Here is a 15,349-nt window from a genome sequence, read left to right on the forward strand (position 1 = left end):
AATGCCAAAAGGCAATTACTTCGAGTAAAGCTCGACGATCAGCTGCTCCTGGATTTTCTCCGGGATCAACTCACGTGAGGGAGCGTTGGTGAACTTGCCCACCATTTCCTTGCCGTCCCACTCCAACCACGAGAAAGCGCGGGCATTGCGAGCGCTCAAGCTAGTAGTGATAGTTTCCAGCGACTTTGACTTCTCACGAACGCCAATAACGTCACCAGCACGTAGCTTGTATGAAGCGATGTTAACAACTTCACCGTTCACCGTGATGTGCTTGTGCAACACCAATTGGCGAGCAGCGCGGCGAGTAGGGGCTACTCCTAAGCGGTACACGGTGTTATCAAGGCGTGACTCCAGCAGAGCCAATAGGTTGTCACCGGTAATGCCGGGAAGTGCAGCAGCTTTGTGAAAAAGGTTTTCGAATTGCTTCTCTAGTACACCGTACATGTACTTCACCTTTTGCTTCTCCATCAACTGGATAGCATATTCCGACTGCTTCTTGCGACGGCCACGACCATGCTGGCCGGGAGGATAATTCTTTTTGTTGAGTGCCTTGCTCGGACCGAAAATCGGCTCAGCGAAGCGACGGGCAATCTTAGTTTTAGGACCGGTATAACGTGCCATTTCGAGGATGTTGAGTTTTGCAGGGGTTGAACCGCGAATGTCGAGCCTCGCAGACGCGTTGCAACAGGTGCATACGCATCGGAAACCCGACACCAGGGGGCAAATTCGCAGACGTGTAGCCTGCGCTTTGCCTGTTCAGTATATCAGACGCGACGACGCTTAGGCGGACGGCAGCCGTTGTGGGGCAGCGGTGTTACGTCGCGGATGGTAGTTACCTCAATGCCCACATTCTGGAGGGTACGGATAGCCGACTCACGACCTGAGCCTGGTCCTTTTACAAATACTTCGGCTTTGCGCATACCTAGATCATGGGCAACTTTACCGCAATCCGTGGCTGCCATCTGAGCAGCGTATGGAGTATTCTTCTTTGAACCACGAAAGCCCATCTTGCCAGCAGAAGCCCAAGAAATAACCTGGCCGTTATTGTTGGTGATGGAGATGATGATGTTGTTGAAGGAGGCCTTGATGTGAATCTGACCTACTTGCTCTACAACGACAACGCGCTTCTTGGCTTTGTCTTTTCTCTTTTGTGCCATTTAGTTATCGCAAAAAATGCGGAAGGTGTTGATGCTCACTTCGTATAAGCAAGCACCGATTTCCGCTACTGTTTATTTAGTAGCCTTCTTCTTGTTGGCAACAGTCTTACGCTTACCCTTACGAGTGCGTGAGTTGTTCTTGGTGCGCTGACCACGAACTGGCAGTCCCTTACGGTGACGCAATCCACGGTAGCTACCAATGTCCATCAGTCGCTTGATGTTAAGTTGCACTTCCGAGCGTAGAACACCCTCAGTCTTGTGCTGGGCGGCGATGATAGCACGGATTTCGCTGGCTTCAGCCTCCGTCCAGTCTTTAACCTTCTTATCTACAGAGATACCGGCTTGGCCAAGAATCTTCTGAGCTAAAGAACGGCCAATGCCGAAAATGTACGTGAGGGCGATTTCGCCGCGCTTGTTGTCCGGGATATCAACCCCTGCAATACGAGCCATATGCTTTTATAAAACGAATGGTTTAACCTTGACGCTGCTTATAGCGAGGGTTCTTTTTGTTAATGACGTAAAGTTTGCCTTTGCGGCGAATTACCTTACAGTCAACGCTGCGCTTTTTGACCGATGCTTTGACTTTCATGTCGTCAGTAAATTATTTGTAACGGTAAACAATGCGTCCCTTCGACAAGTCGTAGGGTGACATTTCCAGCTTCACCTTATCTCCAGGCAGAATTTTGATGTAGTGCATACGCATCTTCCCAGAAATGTGAGCCACCAATTGGTGACCGTTTTCCAACTCTACACGAAACATCGCATTAGAGAGTGCTTCTAGAATTACTCCGTCCTGCTCAATGGAGGATTGTTTGGCCATAAGGCTACTGTAAGGCTTTTTCTATGTAATCGAAGGAGGTTAAAATTTCCGCCTTGTCTTTTCTAACTACAACAGTGTGCTCGAAATGAGCTGAAGGCTTCTTATCCTTGGTACGGATGGTCCATCCATCTTTCTCTTGGACAATATTCTTGACTCCCAAATTAACCATTGGCTCAATTGCAATTACTAACCCCGTTTGCAACTTAAGTCCTGAACCACGTTTACCGTAATTAGGTACTTCAGGTCGCTCGTGTAGCTTTTTACCTAAGCCATGGCCAACTAATTCTCTAACAACTCCATAACCTTGCTTTTCAACAAAGCTCTGGATTGCATAGCCAACGTCACCCATTCGGTTGCCAGCCACTGCCTGCTCTATACCGAGATACAAAGACTGCTTAGTATGAGCTAATAAGTCTAGCACCTCAGTATCCACCTCCCCAATTGGGTAAGTATAAGCGCTGTCACTGTGGTAACCATTGAGGAATACGCCACAATCAATCGAAACTATATCTCCACCTTTCAAAGTATAGTCACTAGGAAATCCGTGTACTACAACTGAATTTGGTGAGATACAAAGGCTATAAGGAAAGTCATTGTAGCCTTTGAATGAAGGTTGCCCCCCACTATCTCGAATAAACTCCTCCGCGCGCTTATCTAGCTCACGGGTGGTTACTCCCTCCTTAATAAGACTCGCAACTTCTCCGTGAGCCTGGGCTAGAACTTTCGCACTAGCCCGAATGAGTTCTATTTCTTCTTCGGTCTTATAAAAGATCATGACTTAAGAAGCCATCGCCACATTTTGCGATCTTCCCCTCAGCTTACCTGTTTTCATCATGCCATCATAGTGACGCATAAGTAGATAACTTTCTACCTGATTGAGCGTGTCTAATACAACACCTACCATGATAATCAGTGAGGTACCACCATAGAAAGCAGAGAAAGGACGAGTTACGCCAGCCAACAATGCTAAGGCAGGAAAGATTGCAATTAGAGCCAAAGCAATTGCTCCAGGTAAAGTAATACGAGTCAGAATCTCATCCATATGCTCAGATGTATCACGACCCGGCTTTACTCCAGGAACAAAGCCACCACTACGTTTTAAGTCATCAGCAATCTGATTAGGATTGACGCTAATAGCGGTGTAGAAATAAGTAAAGACAATGATAAGAGTAGCGAACACAAGGTTGTACTGCCAAGAGGTATAGTCTGAAAACTTAACACCAATGTAGCTAGCCGTTTCGCTATCATTCTGCCATATCGAAGCCACAATAGCGGGCACAAACATCAATGACTGAGCAAAAATGATTGGCATTACACCAGCCGCGTTCACTTTCAATGGAATGAACTGGCGCTGAGCGTTGAGTTGAGTTGTTCCACCTACTTGCTTTGCATACTGTACTGGAATACGGCGAACCGCTTGTGTTAGTACAATCACAGCCATTACGACTAGGAAAAGCACCACCATCTCTATCAAAAAGATCAACGATCCACGCATCCCTTTAGCAGCTGCTTCACCAATAATGGCTCCTGGGAATCGGGAGACGATTCCAATCATAATGATCATGGAAATACCATTACCAATGCCTTTATCAGTAATCTTTTCACCGAGCCACATGCAGAACAATGTTCCAGCCGTGATAATTATCATGGTGGAAATTGTAAAGAATGTGCCGGGAGAAATGATAGCCTCAGGAGTAATAGTCGCAATGAAGCCAATCGACTGAGCCATTACAATCGGGATGGTCAGAATACGGGTGTATTGATTGATCTTCTTACGCCCAGATTCCCCTTCCTTTTGTAGCTTCTGAAAGTAAGGAACTGCTATTGTCAACAGCTGCAGTACGATAGAAGCTGAGATGTAAGGCATTATACCTAGTGCGAAGATAGAAGCATTACTAAATGCTCCACCTAGTAAGGTATCAAGGATTCCAAAAAGGCCTTCAGCTCCCTGCTTTAATTTAGTAGCATCTACCCCAGGCAGCACAACAAAGGAACCGAGCCGGTAGATAGCAATGAAAAAAAGCGTATTGAGAATCCGCATACGCAGATCCTCAATCGCAAAAATATTCTTTATCGTCTCGATAAACTTCTTCATTGCCAATCAGGCTTTATAAAGTCACTGCTTTGCCACCCGCCTTTTCAATCGCCTCAACAGCAGATTTAGAAAAAGCATGTGCATGCACTTCTACAGCTTGAGTGATTTCACCGCGGCCAAGAATTTTAATTTTAGCGTTCTTAGAAACAAGTCCATTAGACACGAAGTAAGCAACATCCATAGTGGTTGTGCTGTCTTTGTCCGTTAGGCTCTGAAGAGCATCAAGGTTTATACCTTTATACTCCACACGATTAATGTTCGTGAAACCAAACTTAGGCACACGACGCTGCAGAGGCATCTGACCACCTTCGAAGCCTGACTTCTTAGAATAGCCCGAACGTGACTTCTGCCCTTTGTGACCACGGGTAGATGTACCACCGCGGCCCGAACCCGTACCGCGACCGATGCGCTTCTCATTGCGCGTAGCGCCGACGGCAGGTTTTAGATTGCTGAGATTCATGTTGAGTTACTTCTTAAAGTTCGGTTACTTCGATCAAATGCTGCACTGCGGCCACCATACCAGCAATCTGGGGGGTGTTTTCTTTCTCCGAGGTGCTACCGATTTTACCCAGACCCAAGGCCTGAACCGTACGCTTTTGACGCTCAGGGCGGTCAATCACGCTTTTTACCAATTTGATTTTGATCTGCGCCATCTCGTCTAGCCGTTAAAAACTTGTTGGAGAGTAATGCCGCGCTGCTGTGCGATCTGCATGGGGTCGCGCATCTTCAAAAGAGCATCGAAGGTAGCCTTTACCACGTTGTGCGGGTTAGACGAGCCTTTAGATTTAGCCAGTACATCTTTGATACCAGCACTTTCGAACACGGCACGCATAGCACCACCAGCAATTACACCGGTACCAGCTGCTGCTGGCTGTACCAATACGAAGCCACCCGAATACTTACCTTCCATCACGTGAGGAACCGTATGCTTATAAAGAGGAACTTTTACTAGGTTCTTCTTAGCATCATCGATACCCTTTGCAATTGCATCAGTTACCTCGTTAGCCTTACCTAGGCCGAAACCTACAGTACCGTTGCCGTCACCTACTACTACAATTGCAGAGAAGCTGAAACGACGACCACCTTTAACCACTTTGGCTACTCGGTTGATGGCTACTACTTTTTCTTTTAAGTCCGTGTCGCCAGCACGGGGAGTCTGATCCCGGTTACCACCACGATCATTGCCACCACCGCGACGATCGTTGCCGCCACGGTCATTGCCACCACCACGGTTGCTGTTATTAAATTCTGCCATGATGATTTAGAAATTGAGGCCGCCTTCGCGGGCTCCTTCTGCCAATGATTTTACGCGGCCGTGGTAGAGATAACCTGAGCGGTCAAACACTACTTTGGTGATACCCTTCTCCTGAGCGCGGGAGGCAATTTCTTTGCCTACTGCAGCAGCAGAAGCTACTGGGGTAGCATCATCAGCCGTTGTTACATGCTTAGATGATACAGATACCAGCGTTTGGCCAATGGTGTCATCAATAATTTGGGCGTAAATGCCCTTATTGCTGCGAAACACCGACAAACGCGGCCGATCGGACGTGCCAGCCACCCGCGTACGGATGATGCGCTGGATCCGCTTTCTTCTTGTTGCTTTATCAAAAGCCATAATGCGAAATTATTTCGAAGCCGTTTTACCAGCCTTGCGACGAATCTGCTCACCCACGAAGCGTACACCTTTGCCTTTGTAGGGCTCGACTTTACGCAACGAACGAATTTTTGCAGCTACTTGACCTAACAATTGCTTATCGATGCTAGTCAGAGTAACGATAGGGTTTTTACCCTTCTCTGTAAGAGCAGTAGCAGTTACTTCCTTAGGCAGGGCCAAGAAAATATTGTGCGAGTAACCTAAAGAAAGTTCGAGCGTAGTACCAGCCATTGCAGCTTTGTAACCTACACCTACTAACTCTAAGCGCTCCGTGTAGCCATCACTCACACCAACAACCATGTTGTTGATAAGCGAACGATACAAACCGTGCATAGCCTTATGACGCTTCTGCTCAGTAGGACGTTCTACTACGAGTTGACCATCGGCAGTAGAAACGGTGATGTCGCGGTCTACGGGAGTGGTCAAAGTTCCTTTTGGTCCCTTAACGGTTACTTCGTTTTCTTTGCTAATATCAATCTGCACGTTAGCGGGCAGGCTGATCGGCAGTTTACCAATGCGTGACATAGTTCTGTTTCCTCTCGCTTAGTAAACGTAGCACAGCACCTCGCCGCCCACGTTTTCGTTTTTAGCTTCTTTCTCCGTCATCACACCCTTCGACGTAGACAAGATAGCTACTCCAAGGCCGCTTAATACGCGTGGCAGATTCTCCACATGAGCATACTTACGCAGACCAGGCGTGCTCACACGCTCCAGCTTCGTGATAGCTGGCTGCTTGGTAGCAGGATTGTACTTAAGCGCAATCTTGATCGTGCCTTGTACCAACGAGTCATCAAAGCGGTAGCTCTGAATGTAACCCTTATGGTAGAGCACTTTCGTGATTTCCTTTTTGATGTTGCTGGCCGGTATTTCTACTACCCGGTGGTTTGCCTTGATGGCATTACGCACCCGAGTTAAATAATCGGCAATTGGATCTGTATTCATTTGATATAGAAAAGCTACACTCCTTTTTAGGGAGCGCAAAGATAAGAAAATTTCGCAGCTGCAGAAAGCAACAGCGAAATTTTCAGTTAAGACTACTTGGCTCGGCTATCGGGGCGCGGCCAATGGTTTCTTGAGTCTACTTCGTAGGTGGATTAAAAAATAGCCAGCACACCGTTTGATAAGGCATACTGGCTGTTTTTACTACCAGCTCGACTTAGTTACTCCGGGAATCTTACCAGCTAGTGCCATTTCACGGAACGTAACACGGCTGATGCCGAACTTACGCATGTAACCACGGGGACGACCATTGATCTTGTCGCGGTTGTGAACACGTACTGGGGAAGCGTTGCGTGGCAACTTATCCAGACCTTCGTAATCACCAGCAGCTTTAAGTGCCTTACGCTTTTCAGCATAACGAGCAACTGTAGCGATACGCTTTCTTTCTCTTGCTTTAACGGATTCCTTAGCCATTGTTTTCTTTCTTGGCGTTAGTGAAGGGCATTCCGAAAGCCTTAAGCAGCTCATAGCTCTGCTCGTCGTTCTCGGCGGTTGTAACGAAGGTGATATCCATACCAGAAATCGACTTGATCTTGTCAATTGAAATTTCTGGGAAAATAATCTGCTCCTTGATACCGAGGGTATAGTTACCCCGGCCATCGAAGCCCTTATCGTTGATGCCTTTGAAGTCGCGTACACGAGGTAAAGCAACCGTCAAAAGACGGTCCATGAACTCATACATGCGCTCGCCCCGCAGGGTAACTTTAGCACCGATGGGCATGCCCTCACGAAGCTTAAAGTTAGATACCGAACGCTTAGCGATAGTAGGAACAGCTTTCTGACCAGTGATGGTCGTCAGCTCGTCTACACCATTATCAACCAGTTTCTTGTCAGCTACTGCTGCACCGATACCGCGGTTGATACAGATCTTAGTGATGCGTGGCACCTGCATTACGCTCTTGAACTGGAATTTCTCCTGGAGCGCAGGCACCACGTCTTTCTGATATATTTCTCTGAGTCGAGCCATTGTCGTAAAGCCGGGTTAGGCGTTTTGCTGGGGGGCATTTTTGCGTACCCGCTCACCCGTCTTGGGGTCAATGGGCTGCACGTTGCTCACATGAATGGGAGCCTCGATCTTGGTAATACCACCCTGAGGGTTTTTAGCGCTCGGCTTGTTGTGCTTCGTCACTAGGTTCAAACCCTCGATGATAACGCGCTGTGAAGTGCGGTTAACCGATTTGATGGTACCAGTCTTGCCACGCTCATCACCAGCAATCACCTTAACGGTATCGCCAGTTTTTACGTGCAATTTCACTGGCTTTTGGTCTTTTGCTTTCGTTGCCATTTGCTACTATGCTTATAGAACCTCAGGGGCCAGTGAAACAATCTTCATAAACTGACGCTCACGTAACTCACGAGCCACAGGTCCGAAGATGCGGGTGCCACGGGGTTCATCGTTGTTATTGAGCAGTACCGCAGCGTTATCATCGAAACGAATATAAGAGCCGTCTTTACGACGCACTTCTTTCTTCGTGCGAACAACTACTGCTCTAGATACAGTGCCTTTTTTAGCGTTGCCAGAAGGTATAGCTGATTTAATCGAAACAACGATTTTATCACCTACACTAGCATATTTCTTACCAGTGCCGCCAAGGACACGGATGCAGAGCACTTCTTTAGCGCCGCTATTATCAGCGACGGTCAGACGGGATTCTTGTTGTATCATCTTACTTGGCGCGCTCTACGATTTCTACTAATCTCCAACGCTTGTTTTTGCTTAGCGGCCGAGTGGACATAATCCGTACGGTATCACCTTCGCCACATTCGTTGTTTTCATCATGAGCCATAAACTTAGTAGTCTTGCTCACAAACTTGCCATAGATGGGGTGCTTTTGCTTTTCCTCTACCACAACAGTGATAGATTTATCCATTTTGGAGCTAGAGACACGCCCAGTAATCTCTTTGCGCATGTTCCGCTCAACGGTAGCGGTAGTCTGCTGATCTGTGTTGCTTGCCATCGTTATTTAGCAGTTTGGTTTGCCTGCTCGTTCTCGCGACGGGTCAACTCGGTCTTCAGACGAGCTACGTTCTTGCGGCTATGCTTCAGGCGAATCGGATTCTCTAGGGGAGAGATAGCGTGCGCGAAACGCAGCGACTGACCGCTAGTCTGTTCGGTTTTAATCTGGTTCTTCAGCTCTTCTACTGAGAGAGTACGGATATCAGCGTTTTTCATCTTACTAGTTTTCTACGTAGTCGCGACGAACAACAAACTTGGTCTTCACGGGCAACTTTTGCGCCGCTAGACGCAGTGACTCCTGGGCTACCTCGAGCGGAACACCATCCGATTCGAACATAATAGTGCCAGGGTGTACAATAGCTACCCAATACTCGGGCGAGCCTTTGCCTTTACCCATCCGCACTTCAGCAGGCTTCTTGGTAATAGGCTTGTCAGGGAAAATGCGGATCCAAACTTGACCTTCACGCTTCATGGCACGGGTCATAGCGATACGTGCCGCCTCAATTTGGCGAGCCGTAATCCACGCAGTTTCCAGCGACTTGATAGCGAATGAACCGAAGTCAATGGAGCTGCCGCGGTAGGCTAAGCCTGTTACGCGACCCTTTTGCATCTTGCGATACTTGGTCCTTTTCGGTTGTAACATGATTATCGAAAAATATAGATTCGAAAAATGAGAAAGGGTTAGCGACGAGGAGCACCGCCACCGCGGTTTTGCCCCCCAGCAGCTCCAGTGCCGCTATTGCGACGTGGGCCACCACCTTGGCCTTGACCACCACGGTTATCACCGCCACGATCACCACGGCCTTCACCGCCACGATCATTACGATCACGACGTGGGCCACGATCACCACCACGGTCGCCACGCTCACCACGTGGGCCACGATCGTTACCGCTACCACGGGTGTCGGCTCCTTGGTTGGCAGGCTGTTGGTTAGGCGACAAGTCAGGCTTGCCAAATACCTCACCACGCATAATCCACACTTTGATACCGATCTTACCGTACACAGTTTGAGCTTCTGACAAAGCATAATCTATGTCAGCACGCAAAGTGTGCAGTGGAGTGCGACCCTCTTTGTATTGCTCCGAGCGAGCAATTTCAGCGCCACCAAGACGACCACCACACTGCACTTTGATGCCTTCAGCACCAACGCGCATAGCAGCCTGAATAGCTTGCTTCATCGCACGGCGGAACGAAATACGAGCCTGTAACTGCTGAGCAATACTCTCACCTACTAGCTTTGCATCAAGTTCTGGACGCTTGATTTCGAAGATGTTGATCTGAACGTCTTTGCTGGTGATCTGCTTTAGCTCGTCTTTAATCTTGTCAACTTCCTGACCGCCTTTACCAATTACTACACCTGGACGAGCCGTGTTGATAGTAATAGTTATACGCTTCAGAGTACGCTCGATTACGATGCGCGAGATACCGCCTTTCGGAATACGCGCGAGAATGTACTTACGGATTTTTTCGTCCTCTACCAGTTTATCGGCGAAGTCTTTACCGCCGTACCAGTTCGAGTCCCATCCTTTGATGACACCTAAGCGGAAGCCAACCGGATTTACTTTCTGTCCCATAGTGCTTATACGGTGGCTTCCGCCTTATTTTCAGTAGTGGTTTTCTTGGTCGAGCTACGACGGGTACGAGTAGCTCCAGCTTTCGCTTCTACTGGCTTTTGCTCTGAAGCTTGCTTCACAGCAGCTTTGCTGCCTAGCGGCTCAACTTTCGAGTCAATTGTCAGTGTCACGTGATTGCTACGCTTGCGGATACGGTGACCGCGGCCCTGAGGTGCCGGGCGCAAGCGCTTCAACTGGCGACCTTCATCAACGAATATCTCTTTGATATAAAGGTTAGCATCTTCGATACGCTCGTCTTCGTTCTTCTGCTGCCAGTTCGACAAAGCGGAGAGAAGTAGTTTCTCGATACGCTCAGCACCTGAATTGGCTTCAAACTTTAGCAAGCCCAAGGCACGGGTCACTTTCTGACCGCGGACCAGATTGGCTACCATGCGCATCTTGCGAGGCGAGGTAGGCACATTGCGGAGTTTAGCTGTTGCTTCCATCTTAGCGCTTGCCTTTATCTTTTTTGGCTACGTGGCCACGGAAGTTGCGTGTAGGTGCGAACTCGCCGAGCTTGTGTCCAACCATATTTTCAGTCACATACACTGGGATGAACTTATTCCCGTTGTGTACTGCGAAGGTGTGGCCTACGAAGTCTGGCGAAATCATCGAGCGGCGCGACCAAGTCTTCACCACTGATTTCTTACCAGAATCTTCCATTGCCGTTACTTTCTTCTCGAGCCGGAAGTCAATGTACGGCCCTTTTTTTAGCGAACGTGCCATTGCTTACTTTTTGCCTTTACGGTTTACGATGAGTTGCTCGGAGTACTTATTCTTATTGCGAGTCTTTTGACCCTTGGCAATAATACCATTACGGCTACGTGGGTGACCACCTGACGATTTGCCTTCACCACCGCCCATTGGGTGATCGACTGGGTTCATTGCAACACCGCGAACACGTGGACGACGACCCATCCAACGATTGCGACCAGCTTTGCCAAGACGCACATTCATGTGGTCGCCATTTGAAACGGTGCCAACCGTAGCCATGCAGGTAACTAGCACCATGCGCATCTCACCCGAAGGCAATTTCAGCGTAGCGTACTTGTCTTCACGTGCCACTAGCTGAGCATACGTGCCAGCAGAGCGAGCGATAGCAGCACCACCACCGGGCATCAGTTCGATATTATGAACAATGGTACCAAGCGGCATTTCACGCAATGTTAAAGCGTTCCCAACTTCAGGAGCGACACCAGGGCCGGCAACTACTGTTGTTCCTACTTCTAAACCAGCGGGAGCGATAATGTAACGCTTCTCACCATCCGCATAGTTAAGCAATGCGATGCGCGCCGTGCGGTTAGGATCATACTCAATCGTCTTCACCGTGGCTGGAACACCAGCTTTATCACGCTTAAAGTCGATGATACGATACTTCTGCTTATGTCCACCACCGATGTAGCGGTTAGACATTTTGCCCGAATTGTTTCGGCCACCGGATTTTTCCATGGGTGCCAACAACGATTTCTCCGGCGTCGACGTGGTTATCTCGTCGAAGGCCGGGGCGATGCGAAATCGTTGACCCGGTGATGTTGGTCTTAGTTTTTTGAGTGCCATTTTATCTTAAAATGCGCTTGCTAGTAAGCTCTCCTTATATACCACTGTAGAAGTCGATGATATCGCCTTCTTTCACAGTTACGATAGCCTTCTTTCCATGAGGACGACGACCTGTTACAGCACCACCTTTCTGGAATTTAGACTTGATCTTGCCATTAGTGCGGATCGTGCTAATGCCCGTTACCGTTACACCATACAGCTGCTCGATCTCTTTTTTGATTTGAACTTTATTAGCTGTGCGCTCTACTTCGAAAGCGTACTGCCCTTTTTCATTCAAAGCCGTGGCCTTTTCGGTCACGATGGGTTTCTTCAACGTGCTCATTACTCAGCAGGGGTATAAAGTTGTTCCAACGACTTCAGACCGTCTTCCGACAGTAACAAAGTATCCGTATTGAGCAGGTCATGCGTATTCAAAGCGATAGGCGTTGCCACAGTCACTTTCTGAATATTGCGCGCCGACAGTAGCACGTTCTTGTTGGCTTCGCCAGTAACTAGTAAGGTTTTCTTACCGTTATTTAGCTTCAGACCAGTCAGGATTGAAAGGAAATCTTTCGTGCGGGGCGCATCTAGCGTGATGGTTTCCACCAGCGCTACTTTGCCTTCCTGAGCCAAAGTGCTCAGAGCCGACAAACGAGCAACACGCTTTGTCTTTTTGTTCAGCTTAAAGCCGTAATCACGGGGCTGGGGACCAAATACGCGACCACCACCAATGAATACAGGTGACTTCATGCTACCAGCACGGGCTCCACCTGTACCTTTTTGCTTCTTGAGCTTCTTGGTGGTGCCTTGTACCTCGTGACGTTGCTTCGACTTGTGCGTACCTTGGCGCTGATTGGCCAAATATTGCTTCACGTCGAGGTACATCACGTGCTCATTCGGCTCTAGACCGAAAATAGCGTCAGACAGCGTAACCTTGCGGCCAGTGTCTTCGCCTTTGATGTTATATACTGACAGTTCCATCTCGCGTTATTTTTCCAGGACCACGTAAGAATTCTTAGCGCCGGGAACCGAGCCGCTAACCAGAATCAGGTTTTTGTCGGCTACAATGCGCATTACCTTCAAGTTCTGGATCTTTACACGATCACCACCCATACGACCACCCATACGCATTCCTTTGAATACACGTGAAGGCCATGAGCAAGCACCAATGGAACCAGGGTGACGAAGACGGTTATGCTGACCGTGGGTTTGACCACCCACACCAGCAAAGTTGTAACGCTTTACAACACCTTGGAAACCCTTACCTTTTGATGTTCCTACTACGTCGACAAACTCGCCTTCCTCAAAAAGGTCAGCTTTGATTTCGGCACCAGCAGCGTACGTAGACTCTGCGTCGAGACGAAACTCAACAAGTTTTTTCTTAGGAGTAGTACCGGCTTTGGCGAAATGGCCAGCCAGTGCTTTGGTGGTATTCTTGGCTTTTTTCTCGCCGTAACCGAGTTGAACAGCTGTGTAGCCGTCCTTTTCGATAGTCTTAACCTGCGTCACTACGCACGGACCCGCTTCGATGAGCGTGCAGGGAATGTTCTTCCCGTCCGGAGTGAAGAGGCTTGTCATACCGATTTTTTTACCGATGATGCCAGGCATTCGTTTTTAGATTAATTAAAAGACACAGAGAAAACGCCCGCATGACGTTTTCGTAATGGGAGTGCAAAGCTAGGGAATTTTAATGCTTTATTCAAACCAGCCCTAAAATATTTTCAAGGTAGACCTATGTAAGCGTCTAAAGCTAGAAGCTCTCTATCAATCATTTCCGATCACAAGCTACTCAGCTAGATAGGCCTCCAACCTACTTCTGGACGAGTAGGCCGCATTAGGCCATTTATTGGTAGTAATAGAAATAGTAAAGTGAATAATAGGCCTACTTGATTTTTTTGATCAAGCGTATATTCTACTAAAAAAGAAAGCGAAATAATTACGTATTGAGCTATCATTAAAGGCCCCACTCTGGCCCATGCCCAATAAAATGGGTAGTAAAAGCACACAATAAAGATTAGTAGACCTACACCGCCAAAGGCTACCAAGTAATAGATAAACTGATTGTGTGGTAATAGGTAAGCGGATGGCTTAATATCAGGGAAATCAGCTTTATAATAAGCTGCTACCTCATCCTCGATATCAGCTTTCCCTACTCCTATGAAGGGATGGGCCTGCGCAACCTGAAGCCCAACTTTATAAGAATACACCCTACCTACCAAGGAAAAATTGTTAGCTGAACTTATTTTTTCTACTCTGCTCACATCATCCTTAGTATTGTAGTATTTATTATGAAACGTAGGGAAGCATAGAAAGCTTAACCATGGTAGTGCTAATAGCAGAGCCCCCACCCTTAGGGCTTGTTTGTACTTATGTTTAAAGAGAAGCCAAAGTAGTGTTGCGATACCTAGCACGTTGAAAGCTACTAACCCACTTCGTACTGACAGCAAGTATAAGTATGGAATCAAGTACGTTACGGCAATCAATACTAATATCTGATGCCTTCCCTGAAATGAATTTTTTACTACCAGCAACACTCCTATGGCAACAGCTAAAGTGACCATGAGACTGAATCGGATATAGTCTGGAACGGTCGGCATAATCTGGGATTGATAGTAGAGTTGGTTTATTTCCTCTCTATGCATTAGATAGTAGCAGGTACTTCCAATTGCCGATATTACCACCAGGTAAAAAAACAGTAAGTAGATTCTCCGTAAAGCTTGTAGCGATAATGGTGGCAGAAGCCAGAATGATACAGGCATTACTAGAGATGGTGTTTGTTGAAAGAGATCTATCCAGAAAGCGTCTCTATTTACTTCACTCGTATTCAACCCGGAAAAAAGGTGTAAAAAGAAGATGCCTGTTAGTGCACTATATACTCGCCAATGCTTCTTCTGTACGATCTGTTGATGTAGGATAAGATGTAGCAAAGCTGTTAGTAATAAGCAGAGCACACCTATACTAGAAACATGTGGCAGGAGATTAGTACTAAAGAGACCAACAAGTATCAGCGCAATACTCGCTGTAGTCGCCAACTCAGTTCGGTCGGCAGTAAGAAGAGTAGCTACAGACACCTTGGTGAAATGTGATAGGAAGTGAACGGTATTTATATAAGGATGCGACAAACTTAATAAGCAAAAAAAGCCCCCAGAAATAATCTGGGGGCTTTTTTAGTATTAAGAGAAATCAGGCCTCAGACTTTGATTTCTACGTCTACACCGCTGGGCAATTCAAGCTTCATCAGCGCATCTACCGTCTTCGACGAAGTAGAATAGATGTCAACTAGACGCTTGTATGTGCAAAGCTGGAATTGCTCACGCGATTTCTTGTTCACGTGGGGCGAACGAAGAACCGTAAACTTTTCCTTCTTCGTAGGCAACGGAATAGGACCGCTAACGATAGCGCCCGTAGCCTTCACCGCTTTCACGATCTTCTCGGACGACTTGTCCACGAGGTTGTGATCGTAGGACTTGAGTTTAATGCGAATTTTCTGGTTCATGTCTTAAGTCTTGAAAGCGAA

General features: G+C 47.6%; 28 protein-coding genes and 1 pseudogene. All 29 read right to left on the minus strand.

The window, feature by feature from the left end:
- Positions 1-15: 15 nt before the first annotated feature.
- Positions 16-621 carry a 30S ribosomal protein S4 gene (gene rpsD / locus G7064_RS08785; RefSeq protein ID WP_166073293.1) on the minus strand — a complete coding sequence of 202 codons (606 nt, stop codon included), beginning with the start codon at positions 619-621 and terminating at the stop codon, positions 16-18.
- A gap of 143 nt (positions 622-764) precedes the next feature.
- The gene (gene rpsK / locus G7064_RS08790) at positions 765-1,157 is read right to left on the minus strand and encodes a 30S ribosomal protein S11 (protein ID WP_084446069.1); all 393 of its coding nucleotides are present in this window, start codon (positions 1,155-1,157) and stop codon (positions 765-767) included.
- A 72-nt stretch (positions 1,158-1,229) separates the two neighbouring features.
- Complete coding sequence (rpsM, locus tag G7064_RS08795) at positions 1,230-1,607, minus strand: 30S ribosomal protein S13 (RefSeq protein WP_084446066.1); 378 nt, start codon at positions 1,605-1,607, stop codon at positions 1,230-1,232.
- A gap of 22 nt (positions 1,608-1,629) precedes the next feature.
- Positions 1,630-1,746 (minus strand): 50S ribosomal protein L36, encoded by a 117-nt coding sequence (gene rpmJ / locus G7064_RS08800; RefSeq protein ID WP_071890035.1) that lies wholly within the window; start codon positions 1,744-1,746, stop codon positions 1,630-1,632.
- Between the two features lie 12 nt (positions 1,747-1,758).
- Positions 1,759-1,977: a translation initiation factor IF-1 gene (infA, locus tag G7064_RS08805; RefSeq protein ID WP_086592757.1), complete on the minus strand. Its 219-nt coding sequence runs from the start codon at positions 1,975-1,977 to the stop codon at positions 1,759-1,761.
- 4 nt (positions 1,978-1,981) lie between these two features.
- Positions 1,982-2,752 (minus strand): type I methionyl aminopeptidase, encoded by a 771-nt coding sequence (gene map, locus G7064_RS08810; protein ID WP_166073294.1) that lies wholly within the window; start codon positions 2,750-2,752, stop codon positions 1,982-1,984.
- Positions 2,753-2,755: 3 nt separating this feature from the next.
- Complete coding sequence (gene secY / locus G7064_RS08815) at positions 2,756-4,072, minus strand: preprotein translocase subunit SecY (RefSeq protein ID WP_133271669.1); 1,317 nt, start codon at positions 4,070-4,072, stop codon at positions 2,756-2,758.
- A gap of 13 nt (positions 4,073-4,085) precedes the next feature.
- On the minus strand, positions 4,086-4,532 hold the full coding sequence (rplO, locus tag G7064_RS08820) for a 50S ribosomal protein L15 (protein WP_133271668.1): 447 nt from the start codon (positions 4,530-4,532) through the stop codon (positions 4,086-4,088).
- Between the two features lie 13 nt (positions 4,533-4,545).
- Positions 4,546-4,725: a 50S ribosomal protein L30 gene (gene rpmD / locus G7064_RS08825; protein WP_133271667.1), complete on the minus strand. Its 180-nt coding sequence runs from the start codon at positions 4,723-4,725 to the stop codon at positions 4,546-4,548.
- Positions 4,726-4,730: 5 nt separating this feature from the next.
- A complete protein-coding gene (gene rpsE / locus G7064_RS08830; protein ID WP_133271666.1) occupies positions 4,731-5,327 on the minus strand; it encodes a 30S ribosomal protein S5 in 597 nt (198 codons plus the stop codon).
- 6 nt (positions 5,328-5,333) lie between these two features.
- Complete coding sequence (gene rplR / locus G7064_RS08835) at positions 5,334-5,687, minus strand: 50S ribosomal protein L18 (protein ID WP_133271665.1); 354 nt, start codon at positions 5,685-5,687, stop codon at positions 5,334-5,336.
- Positions 5,688-5,696: 9 nt separating this feature from the next.
- Complete coding sequence (gene rplF / locus G7064_RS08840) at positions 5,697-6,251, minus strand: 50S ribosomal protein L6 (RefSeq protein ID WP_166073295.1); 555 nt, start codon at positions 6,249-6,251, stop codon at positions 5,697-5,699.
- An 18-nt stretch (positions 6,252-6,269) separates the two neighbouring features.
- Positions 6,270-6,668: a 30S ribosomal protein S8 gene (gene rpsH / locus G7064_RS08845; protein WP_166073296.1), complete on the minus strand. Its 399-nt coding sequence runs from the start codon at positions 6,666-6,668 to the stop codon at positions 6,270-6,272.
- 201 nt (positions 6,669-6,869) lie between these two features.
- The gene (rpsN, locus tag G7064_RS08850; protein WP_084446035.1) at positions 6,870-7,139 is read right to left on the minus strand and encodes a 30S ribosomal protein S14; all 270 of its coding nucleotides are present in this window, start codon (positions 7,137-7,139) and stop codon (positions 6,870-6,872) included.
- Positions 7,132-7,692 carry a 50S ribosomal protein L5 gene (rplE, locus tag G7064_RS08855; RefSeq protein ID WP_133271662.1) on the minus strand — a complete coding sequence of 187 codons (561 nt, stop codon included), beginning with the start codon at positions 7,690-7,692 and terminating at the stop codon, positions 7,132-7,134. Before rplE ends, rpsN begins: the two co-directional genes overlap by 8 nt.
- A 15-nt stretch (positions 7,693-7,707) precedes the next feature.
- A complete protein-coding gene (gene rplX / locus G7064_RS08860) occupies positions 7,708-8,010 on the minus strand; it encodes a 50S ribosomal protein L24 (protein ID WP_084446029.1) in 303 nt (100 codons plus the stop codon).
- 12 nt (positions 8,011-8,022) lie between these two features.
- Positions 8,023-8,391 carry a 50S ribosomal protein L14 gene (gene rplN, locus G7064_RS08865; protein ID WP_084446026.1) on the minus strand — a complete coding sequence of 123 codons (369 nt, stop codon included), beginning with the start codon at positions 8,389-8,391 and terminating at the stop codon, positions 8,023-8,025.
- Position 8,392: 1 nt separating this feature from the next.
- Positions 8,393-8,683 (minus strand): 30S ribosomal protein S17, encoded by a 291-nt coding sequence (rpsQ, locus tag G7064_RS08870; RefSeq protein WP_133271661.1) that lies wholly within the window; start codon positions 8,681-8,683, stop codon positions 8,393-8,395.
- 2 nt (positions 8,684-8,685) lie between these two features.
- Positions 8,686-8,898, minus strand: a complete 213-nt coding sequence (rpmC, locus tag G7064_RS08875; RefSeq protein WP_166073297.1) for a 50S ribosomal protein L29 — start codon at positions 8,896-8,898, stop codon at positions 8,686-8,688.
- 4 nt (positions 8,899-8,902) lie between these two features.
- Positions 8,903-9,325, minus strand: a complete 423-nt coding sequence (rplP, locus tag G7064_RS08880; protein ID WP_084446017.1) for a 50S ribosomal protein L16 — start codon at positions 9,323-9,325, stop codon at positions 8,903-8,905.
- A gap of 38 nt (positions 9,326-9,363) precedes the next feature.
- Positions 9,364-10,257: a 30S ribosomal protein S3 gene (gene rpsC, locus G7064_RS08885; protein ID WP_166073298.1), complete on the minus strand. Its 894-nt coding sequence runs from the start codon at positions 10,255-10,257 to the stop codon at positions 9,364-9,366.
- A gap of 134 nt (positions 10,258-10,391) precedes the next feature.
- Positions 10,392-10,742 (minus strand): annotated as a pseudogene (gene rplV / locus G7064_RS08890) (50S ribosomal protein L22); the annotation flags it as partial.
- Between the two features lies 1 nt (position 10,743).
- On the minus strand, positions 10,744-11,022 hold the full coding sequence (gene rpsS / locus G7064_RS08895; protein ID WP_133271658.1) for a 30S ribosomal protein S19: 279 nt from the start codon (positions 11,020-11,022) through the stop codon (positions 10,744-10,746).
- 3 nt (positions 11,023-11,025) lie between these two features.
- The gene (rplB, locus tag G7064_RS08900; protein ID WP_133271657.1) at positions 11,026-11,853 is read right to left on the minus strand and encodes a 50S ribosomal protein L2; all 828 of its coding nucleotides are present in this window, start codon (positions 11,851-11,853) and stop codon (positions 11,026-11,028) included.
- A gap of 34 nt (positions 11,854-11,887) precedes the next feature.
- Entirely contained in the window at positions 11,888-12,175 is a 288-nt protein-coding gene (gene rplW, locus G7064_RS08905) for a 50S ribosomal protein L23 (protein ID WP_166073300.1), read from the minus strand.
- Complete coding sequence (gene rplD / locus G7064_RS08910) at positions 12,175-12,813, minus strand: 50S ribosomal protein L4 (protein ID WP_166073301.1); 639 nt, start codon at positions 12,811-12,813, stop codon at positions 12,175-12,177. The genes rplW and rplD overlap by 1 nt, the downstream gene beginning before the upstream one ends.
- A gap of 6 nt (positions 12,814-12,819) precedes the next feature.
- On the minus strand, positions 12,820-13,440 hold the full coding sequence (rplC, locus tag G7064_RS08915) for a 50S ribosomal protein L3 (protein WP_133271654.1): 621 nt from the start codon (positions 13,438-13,440) through the stop codon (positions 12,820-12,822).
- Between the two features lie 185 nt (positions 13,441-13,625).
- Positions 13,626-14,429, minus strand: coding sequence for an O-antigen ligase family protein (locus G7064_RS08920; RefSeq protein WP_166073302.1), 804 nt, complete (start codon positions 14,427-14,429; stop codon positions 13,626-13,628).
- Between the two features lie 593 nt (positions 14,430-15,022).
- Complete coding sequence (gene rpsJ / locus G7064_RS08925) at positions 15,023-15,328, minus strand: 30S ribosomal protein S10 (RefSeq protein WP_084445992.1); 306 nt, start codon at positions 15,326-15,328, stop codon at positions 15,023-15,025.
- Between the last annotated feature and the right edge of the window lie 21 nt (positions 15,329-15,349).

Origin of the sequence: Hymenobacter sp. HDW8 (assembly GCF_011305775.1) — a bacterium.
Lineage (GTDB): Bacteria > Bacteroidota > Bacteroidia > Cytophagales > Hymenobacteraceae > Hymenobacter > Hymenobacter radiodurans.